Consider the following 8378-nt stretch of genomic DNA (forward strand, 5'->3'; position numbering starts at 1 on the left):
GGGAACGGAGGTGCCGATCACCGGGCCGCTTGGATGGCTGAGGGACGCGGTGGGAGTGCTGCTGGCGCGCGCGCAGCAGGAACGGCCTCTGGGACATCGTCCGCGGCCTGACCGACGACGGCGTCACCGTGCTGCTCACCACGCAGTACCTGGAGGAGGCCGACCAGCTCGCCGACGACATCATCGTCATCGACCGCGGCCAGGCCATCGCGCACGGCACGTCCGACATGCTCAAGGCCCAGGTCGGCGGGCAGGTGCTGGAGGTCAGGCCGGTCGACGCGGCGGACGTGGCGGCGGTGGAGCGCATCGTCGGCGAGCTGGCCGAGGCCGTCCCGGAGGTCCGCGACGACCTGGTCAGCGCGCCGATCACCGACCCGCAGCTGATGCCGGCCGTGGTCCGCCGCCTCGACGAGGCGGGCGTCGCCGTCGGCGAGCTGTCGCTGCGCAAGTCCAGCCTGGACGAGGTGTTCTTCGCCCTCACCGGCCACCACACCGACGACATCGACGCCGAGGCCGACGAACTGCAGAAGCAGACCGACAAGGAAGGCGCCTCCGCATGACCACCGCGACGCTCGCGCCGCAGGATCTGTCCAAGCGGGTCGCGCCGGCCACGGCCCTGCGCAACACGGTCACGCTGGCCTGGCGCAACCTGGTTCAGATCAAGCACAACCCGATGGAGCTGCTCGACCTGTCGATCCAGCCCATCATGTTCGTGCTGCTGTTCGCCTACGTGTTCGGCCCGCCGATGGCCGGCAGCGTCGAGGCGTACCTGCCGATCGTGATCCCCGGCATCATCGCCCAGAACGCCCTCTTCGCCGGGATGAGCACCGGGTTCGGGCTCAACACCGACATCACCAAGGGCGTGTTCGACCGGTTCCGCAGCCTGCCGATCGCGCGCAGCGCCCCGCTGGCCGGGCGGATCATCGCCGACACCGTCAAGCAGGCGTGGTCGATGACGATCCTGCTGCTGGTCGGGTTCGCCATCGGCTTCCGGGTGGAGACGAACGCGCTGGCGGTGCTCGGCGCGTTCCTGCTGCTGCTGACGTTCGCGATCCTGTTCTCCTGGACGTCGGTCTTCATCGCGATGAAGGTCAGCGAGCCGGAGAAGGTGCAGATCTTCGGCTTCGTGGTGATCTTCCCGCTGAGCTTCCTCAGCACGGCGTTCATCCCGTCCACGAAGGGCATCCCCGGCTGGCTGGCGTACGTCATGGACAACAGCCCCGTCACGCAGCTGGTCGAGGCGATGCGCGGCCTGCTGGTCGGCGGCCCCGTCCTGGAGCACGCCTGGATCGCGCTCGCGTGGGGCGTCGGCATCTCGCTGGTCTTCGCGCCCCTGTCGCTCCGCGCCTTCAAGCAGCGCGCCTGAGGCGCGACCGAGGCACTGCCGAAGCGCGACTGAGGCACTGCTGAAAACGGGGAACGCCCCGGCGGTCGATGACCGCCGGGGCGTTTCGCGCGGAACGGCTCAGGCCGCGTTCTGCTGAAACCGCGTTCTGCTCAGGCCGCGTTCTGGTCGGCCTTCGCCTTCGCCTTGCCGTCGTCGAGGGCCGCGAGCTCGAAGTCGGCGCGCGGCTGCTCGATGGTCGCGAGCGAGACGGTCTCGCGCTTGAGGAACAGCGCGAGCGTCCAGTCCGCGATGACGCGGATCTTGCGGTTGAAGGTCGGGACCATCGCGCCGTGGTAGCTGCGGTGGAAGAACCACGCGGGCCAGCCCTTGAGCTTGATGCCGAGGGGGTTGGCCACGCCCTTGTGCAGGCCGAGGCCCGCGACGGCGCCGAGGTTGCCGTGCACGTAGGGCTTGAGCGTCTTGCCGCGCATCGACCGCACGATGTTGTCGCCGAGCAGCTTCGCCTGGCGGACGGCGTGCTGGGCGTTCGGCGGGCAGAACATGCCGTCCTCGGTGAGGTCCGGGATCGCGGCGTTGTCGCCCGCGGTGAACGCGCGGACGAGGCCCTCGATGGTGAGGTACTCGGTGCCCTTCACGCGGCCGCGCTCGTCGACCGGCAGGTCGCCGTTGCGCACGACCGGCGACGGCTTGACGCCCGCGTTCCACACGAGGGTGCCGGCCGGGAAGCTGCTGCCGTCCGACAGCTCGATCTGGCCGTCCACCGCCGACTGCAGGAAGGTGTTCATCTTCACCGCGATGCCGCGGCCGCGCAGCTGCTCGGCGGTCCACTTGCCCATGTCGGGGCCGACCTCCGGAAGGATGCGGTCGGCCGCCTCCACCAGGACGAACCGCAGGTCCTGCGGCGTGACCTTGCGCATGTACTTGGTGGCGTCGCGGGTCATGTCCTCGAGCTCGGCGACCGCCTCGACGCCGGCGAACCCGCCGCCGACGAACACGAAGGTCAGCGCCTTGCGGCGCAGCTCCACGTCGTCGGTCGACTCGGCGATCTCCAGCTGCTCCAGGACGTGGTTGCGCAGGTGGATGGCCTCGCCGACGGTCTTCAGGCTGATGCCGTTCTCGGCCAGCCCGGGGATCGGCAGGAGCCGCGGCACCGCGCCGGCCGCCATGACCAGGTAGTCGTAGGTGATCCGCTCCGGCGGGCCCGCCAGCGGCTGGACGATCGCCCATCGCTCGTCGTGGTTCAGCTCGGTCACGCGCGCCTTGCGGACGGTGCACTTCGGCAGCACCCGGCGCAGCGGGACGACGACGTGCCGCGGGGAGATGTTCCCGGCGGCGGCCTCGGGCAGGAACGGCTGGTACGTCATGTACGAGTTGGGGTCGACGACGGTGACCCTGACCTCGCCCCTCTTCAGCTCCCGCTTCAGCTTCTTCTGCAGGCGAAGAGCGGTGTACATGCCCACATAGCCGCCACCCACGATGAGGATGTGGGGAGCGCCGGGGGTCCCCTGGGCGGTCCTGGCCATTGCGGCCCTCCAATGTCACGGTCGGCTTGTGAAGACATTCACAAACTAGCGGATGGAACGTGCCGTTCACCAATCAGGAACCAGGAAAGAACCGCCGAACTTCCCGTTCTGGCAAAGGATCCCGCCGATACGGGTGTGAAACCCGCCACTACTTGCCCAAAAGCGGGGTGGAGCGCAGCAATGCACGCATGACGAACGTCACAGGACACCGCCGTGGGCGGCGGCCTCCCGAGGCGGGGCGAACGGCCCGTCCCACCCCCGGAAAACCCCTAAGGTTGGGGCGGACGAGGAAGGGGGCGCCGGCGGCGGGACGCGCGCGGCCGACAATCGGGGGCCGAGATGACGGCGATCCGGCGGCGCGCGGCGTACGATCTCGCCCGGGAGCGTATCGATGATGAGCAGAGACCGGCGGCCGGTCATGGCCGCGGCGGGCGCGCTCGCGCTCGCCGGGGCGCTGAGCGGCTGCGGGCTGATCGGCCAGCCCCAGAACAAGAGCGCGGAACTGTCGGAGTGGTTCACCGTGACCAGCCCGGTCTTCCGCGATGGGCGCGAGTTGCCCCCGCGATACGGCTGCACGACGTACCCTGGCGGACAGGGCAAGACCCCGCCGCTCCGGTGGTCGGGCACGCCGGCCGGCACCCGGTCGTTCGCGATCGTGATGGACGACCCGGACGCCTCCGGCGGCGCCAAGGTCCACTGGGTGATCGCGGGCATCGACGGAACCGTGAACGAGCTGGTCGAAGGCGCCCGGCTCGACGGGACCGTCGAGGGCTTGACCACAGGCAAGAAGGCGGGTTACGCGCCCCCGTGCCCGCCCAAGGGAGAGAAGCATCGGTACCGGTTCAGCATCTACGCGCTGGACGATCCGGCGCCGTTCCGGAACGGCGCGGCTCTGAAGGACTCGCTCCCCGCGATCGCCAAGCACACGGTGGGGCGCGGGCGGATCACCGGGAACTTCGGCGGCGAGCAGGCGCGTTGACCGTGGAGCCTGCGAGCACGGGGCCGGGACGGCCCCGGCGGGGGCCGGAGCTGTCAGGGGCGTGCGGGTCGGCGGAGTTGGCCGATCGGCACGCGCCGTGTGAGGGTAAATGTGCGCGAAGGGTGTGACAACGGTCATAGCGGTCGGAGAGAATCGGGTTAAGCCAAGGCGGCGGAAACCCGTGACTATCCGGACGCTGGCGACAATCGGGACGGACCCGCGGTCCGCGCTGGCGACTCTCGCCGGGCCAAGGCATTGGGTGGTGGCATGACTTCTTACATCGTGGTCTTCGGCCTCATTGTGGTCGTCGTCCTCGTGGTCGTCCTCGTGGCCCTCGGCCTGCGGGCCAGCAGGGCGGGGGGCGATGACGACGACGACTGGATGGACGACGAGCCGCAGAAGCAGCCCCGCGGCCGCCGAGGAGTCCCCCCGCCGCAGGAGCAGATGGGCGGCGGCCCGGACGAGTACGGCCCCGGGTACGACGAGGGCTACGACGGCGGTTACGACCGCGCTCCCGAGCCCGTTCCCGACCGTCGCGTCGCCGGACCCGGCGGCGGCCCGCTCGCCGCTCCCACCTCCGCCCCGGGGCCGTCCGCCCCGCCGCCCCCGCCTCCGGGCCAGGCGTCGGACGAGATGGAGGACGACGACTACTGGGCGACGATCACCTTCGACAAGCCCAAGTTCCCCTGGCAGCAGAACGAGGGCGGCCCGCGCCCCGAGAGCGACCCGGCCGCCGACCCGCTGAACGCGCAGTCTCCCCCGCAGGCTCCCCCGCCCGAGCAGCCGGCCATCGAGCCGCCCGGCCTCACCCAGCCCGTCTCCCTCGGCCCCGACGGCACCGTCCTCAACGGCCTCGGCACCGGCCCGCAGCAGACGCCCCCGGGCCCGGGCGGGTTCCAGGGCGGCTCCCCGTTCGCCGGGAACGACCCGGGCGCGACGTCGCTCGACCCCATCCCGACCGACCTGGCGGGAACAGGCGCCCACGGCGGCCACGGCGGCACCGGCCCGCAGAGCCCCTTCGGCGGCCCCGGCGCGCCCGACCAGCCGGTGTACGGCGGCCAGGAGCCGCAGCCCGCGTACGGAGCGTCCGACTACGGCTCGGGCGACTCGTCCTACGGCGGCCAGGACCAGTACGGAAGCCAGGACCAGTACGGCGTCCCGGACCAGTACGGGAGCCAGGACCAGTACGGCGCAGACCAGCCGCAGTACGGCGCAGACCAGCCCCAGTACGGCATCCCCGAACAGCCCCAGTACGGCTCCCAGGAGCCGTCCTACGGCGACTACGCCTCCGACCCGCTCGGAGGCCGTCCGGCCGCCGGCCCGCCGCCCGGAGGCCGCCAGGACTACGACCTGCCGCTCGGCTCGTCCGGCCCCGGCGGGGCCCTCGGCGGCGACCCGCTCGGGCTGCCCCTCGGCCGTCCCGAAGAGCCGCCGGCTCCGCCCGCCCCACCGGCTCCCCCCGCCCCCGCCCCCCCGGCGGCGCACGGCGGCGGCTCTGACACCGACGGCCACAAGCTCCCGACCGTCGACGAACTGCTCCAGCGCATCCAGTCCGACCGGCAGCGGTCGGGCCCGCCCTCGCCGTCCGACACGGGCGGTTCCTACGGCGGCTCCCTGAACGACCCGCTGAGCGACCCGCTCGGCACCGGCTCCTACGGGACGACCCCGCCCGCCCCGCCGAGCACCGGCAACACCGGCCCGTGGCCGTCCGGCGGCCAGCAGGGCGGCGGCTCCGGCCAGGGCTACGACTCCGGGATCGGCGGGCCGCCCGGGTACGGGCAGGGCCAGCCGAACGACGGCTACCCGACCGCCCCCGCCTACGGCGACTCGCAGCGCTACGACGACCCGCTCGGCGGGTTCGGCGGCGGCGGAGCCGGAGGCGGCGGCGAGACCGGCACCGGGGGTTCCGGGGCCTACGGCGACTTCAGCGGCAGCAGCTACAACGGCGGCGACCCGCTGGCCGCGCCGCACGACCCGGGCACCGGCGGCTACGCCGACCCGAACGCCACGCAGGCGTACGGGTCCGGCTACTACGGCGGCGCGCCGCAGCAGCAGGGCGGCTACCCGCAGGGCGGCCAGCAGAACGACAACCCCCCGTACGGCTCCCAGCAGCCCACCGACGACTGGGAGAACTACCGCCGCTGACCAAGGCACACTTGATCGAGGGCCGCCGGATCCGTCCGGCGGCCCTCGTCGTGTCCGAGGGAAGCGCTGAGCACATGATTGAATACGTTGTGTGACTTTTAAGCCACCGAACGCATCCACGCTCCGGCGAGATCTCCTCGCCTCGTTCGTCGTGTTCCTCGTCGCGATCCCGCTCTCGCTGGGCATCGCCGTCGCCTCCGGCGCACCCGTCGCCGCCGGACTGATCGCCGCCGTCGTCGGCGGCATCGTCGCGGGCCTGATCGGCGGCTCGCCGCTCCAGGTCAGCGGGCCCGCCGCCGGGCTCACCGTCCTCGTCGCCGGCCTCGTGCAGACCTACGGCTGGCGCGCCACCTGCACGATCACCCTGCTCGCCGGACTCGTGCAGATCGTCCTGGGCGCGAGCCGGGTCGCGCGCGCCGCCCTCGCCGTCTCCCCCGCCGTCGTGCACGGCATGCTCGCCGGGGTCGGCGTCGTCATCGTCCTCGCCCAGGTCCACGTGGTCCTCGGCGGCAGCCCCCAGCAGTCGGCCGTCGCGAACCTGAGCGAGCTGCCGGGCCAGCTCGCGCGGCCGCACACGCAGTCCGCGCTGGTCGCCGGGCTGACCGTGCTCGTCGTGCTGGGCTGGTCCCGGCTGCCGAAGAGCGGGGCGCTCCGCCTCGTCCCGGGCCCGCTGCCGGCCGTCGCCCTGGCCACCGCCCTCGCCTGGGCCCTCGGCTGGCGGGTGCCGCGCGTCGACCTGCCGTCCTCGCTGCTGGACGGCTGGGCCCTCCCCGTCATGCCGGAAGGGACACTGTTCGGTATCACCGGAGCGGTCATCTCCGTGGCGCTCGTGGCAGCCGTCGAGTCCCTGCTGTGCAGCGTCGCCGTCGACCGCTCCCGCCCGGCGGGGGTCCCGTCCGCCGACCTCGACCGCGACCTGCTCGGCCAGGGCGCCGCGAACGCCGTCTCCGGCGTGCTGGGCGGGCTGCCGATCACCGGCGTGATCGTCCGCAGCACCGCCAACATCGAGGCGGGCGGCCGCACCCGACTGTCACCCATCCTGCACGGCGTCTGGGTGCTCGTCCTCGCCCTGGCCTGCGGGCCGCTCATCGAGCAGGTCCCGCTGGCCGCGCTCGCCGCGCTGCTGGTCGTGCTCGGCGTCCGGCTGGCCGACCTGTCCCGGGTCCGCGCCCTGCGCCACCACCGCGAGGCGCCCGCCTACTTCGTCACCCTCGGGGGTGTCGTGCTGTTCGGTCTCGGCGAGGGCGTCCTGCTCGGCATCGGGGTCATGGCGGTGCTGGCCCTGCGCCGGCTCACCCGGCTCTCGGTCAGGACGGAGCAGTTCGTGCCCGCCCCCGGCGACGCGCCCGCCTCGCCCCGCTGGCACGTGGTCGTCGAGGGCACGTTCACCTTCCTCGGCGTTCCCCGCGTCGCGCGCGCCCTGCAGCAGATCCCGGCGGACGCCCGCGTCGACCTCGACCTCAACGTCGACTTCATGGACCATGCCGCGTTCGACGCCGTCCACCGCTGGAGGCTCGCCCACGAGCGCCAAGGGGGGAGGGTCGACATCGACGAGGTTCACGAGGCTTGGTATGAAAGAGCTGTGACTGGCGATATCTCCCAAGCTGCCAAGACTCCGCCTCCGGCCCGCTGGTGGGCCCCCTGGGCCAACCGCCGGCGGCGAACCGAGGCCGCGCTGGACGCACCCGAGATGTCCCCCGCGGACGTCCTGCTGAACGGCGTCCGCGAATACCACGGGCGCACGGCCCCGCTCGTCCGCCCGATCATGGCCGAGCTGGCGATGGAGCAGAAGCCCCAGCATCTGTTCATCACCTGCGTCGACTCGCGCATCGTGCCCAACATCATCACCGCGAGCGGCCCCGGCGACCTGTTCATCAACCGCAACGTCGGCGCCCTCGTGCCCCGGCGCGGCTCCGGGACGCCCGACGACTCGGTGGCGGCCACCGTCGAGTACGCCGTCAACGTCCTGGGCATCAAGACGATCACGGTCTGCGGCCACTCGAACTGCGGCGCGATGGCCGCGCTGCTCGCCGGCGGCTCCGAGGTCGAGCACCTGGAGGGCCTGTCGCGCTGGCTGAAGCACGGCAACCACAGCCTCGCCCGCTTCCTCGCCGAGGAACCGCCCGCCGACGAGCAGCCCCTCACCCGCCTCTGCAAGATCAACGTGATGCAGCAGCTCGACAACCTGCGGACCTACCCGTGGCTGCGGGAGCGGGTCGACTCCGGCGACATCGAGCTGGTCGGCCTCTACCTCGACCTCGGGTCCGCCAACGTCGAGGTCTACGACCAGGCCGGCGGCGTCTTCGTCCCCGTCCCGGACGAGGCCCCGCGGACCCGGTCCCTCACCTGACACAGGCGCGGGTCGTCCTCCGGCAGGACGACC

5 protein-coding genes and 1 pseudogene are annotated in these 8378 nt (G+C 72.4%); 5 read left to right on the plus strand and 1 reads right to left on the minus strand.

Annotated elements, in window-relative coordinates:
* Nucleotides 1–74: 74 nt before the first annotated feature.
* Both AB0C69_RS33080 and AB0C69_RS33085 read left to right on the plus strand, forming a co-directional pair.
* Nucleotides 75–560 (plus strand): annotated as a pseudogene (locus AB0C69_RS33080) (daunorubicin/doxorubicin resistance ABC transporter ATP-binding protein DrrA); the annotation flags it as partial.
* The gene (locus AB0C69_RS33085; RefSeq protein WP_345178517.1) at nt 557–1366 is read left to right on the plus strand and encodes an ABC transporter permease; all 810 of its coding nucleotides are present in this window, start codon (nt 557–559) and stop codon (nt 1364–1366) included. The pseudogene AB0C69_RS33080 and the gene AB0C69_RS33085, both read left to right, overlap by 4 nt.
* A 131-nt stretch (nt 1367–1497) precedes the next feature.
* Here the strand turns inward: AB0C69_RS33085 and AB0C69_RS33090 are convergent, their stop codons facing one another.
* A complete protein-coding gene (locus AB0C69_RS33090; protein ID WP_345178520.1) occupies nt 1498–2871 on the minus strand; it encodes an NAD(P)/FAD-dependent oxidoreductase in 1374 nt (457 codons plus the stop codon).
* Between the two features lie 391 nt (nt 2872–3262).
* Here AB0C69_RS33090 and AB0C69_RS33095 point away from each other — a divergent pair, with 391 nt between their 5' ends.
* From AB0C69_RS33095 to AB0C69_RS33105, 3 genes are all read left to right on the plus strand, one after another.
* Complete coding sequence (locus tag AB0C69_RS33095; RefSeq protein WP_360358858.1) at nt 3263–3850, plus strand: YbhB/YbcL family Raf kinase inhibitor-like protein; 588 nt, start codon at nt 3263–3265, stop codon at nt 3848–3850.
* 267 nt (nt 3851–4117) lie between these two features.
* A complete protein-coding gene (locus tag AB0C69_RS33100; RefSeq protein ID WP_360358859.1) occupies nt 4118–5995 on the plus strand; it encodes a hypothetical protein in 1878 nt (625 codons plus the stop codon).
* Nucleotides 5996–6086: 91 nt separating this feature from the next.
* The gene (locus tag AB0C69_RS33105) at nt 6087–8345 is read left to right on the plus strand and encodes a bifunctional SulP family inorganic anion transporter/carbonic anhydrase (RefSeq protein ID WP_360358860.1); all 2259 of its coding nucleotides are present in this window, start codon (nt 6087–6089) and stop codon (nt 8343–8345) included.
* Nucleotides 8346–8378: the final 33 nt, after the last annotated feature.

Source organism: Actinomadura sp. NPDC048032 (assembly GCF_040653175.1).
GTDB classification, from domain to species: domain Bacteria; phylum Actinomycetota; class Actinomycetes; order Streptosporangiales; family Streptosporangiaceae; genus Spirillospora; species Spirillospora verrucosospora.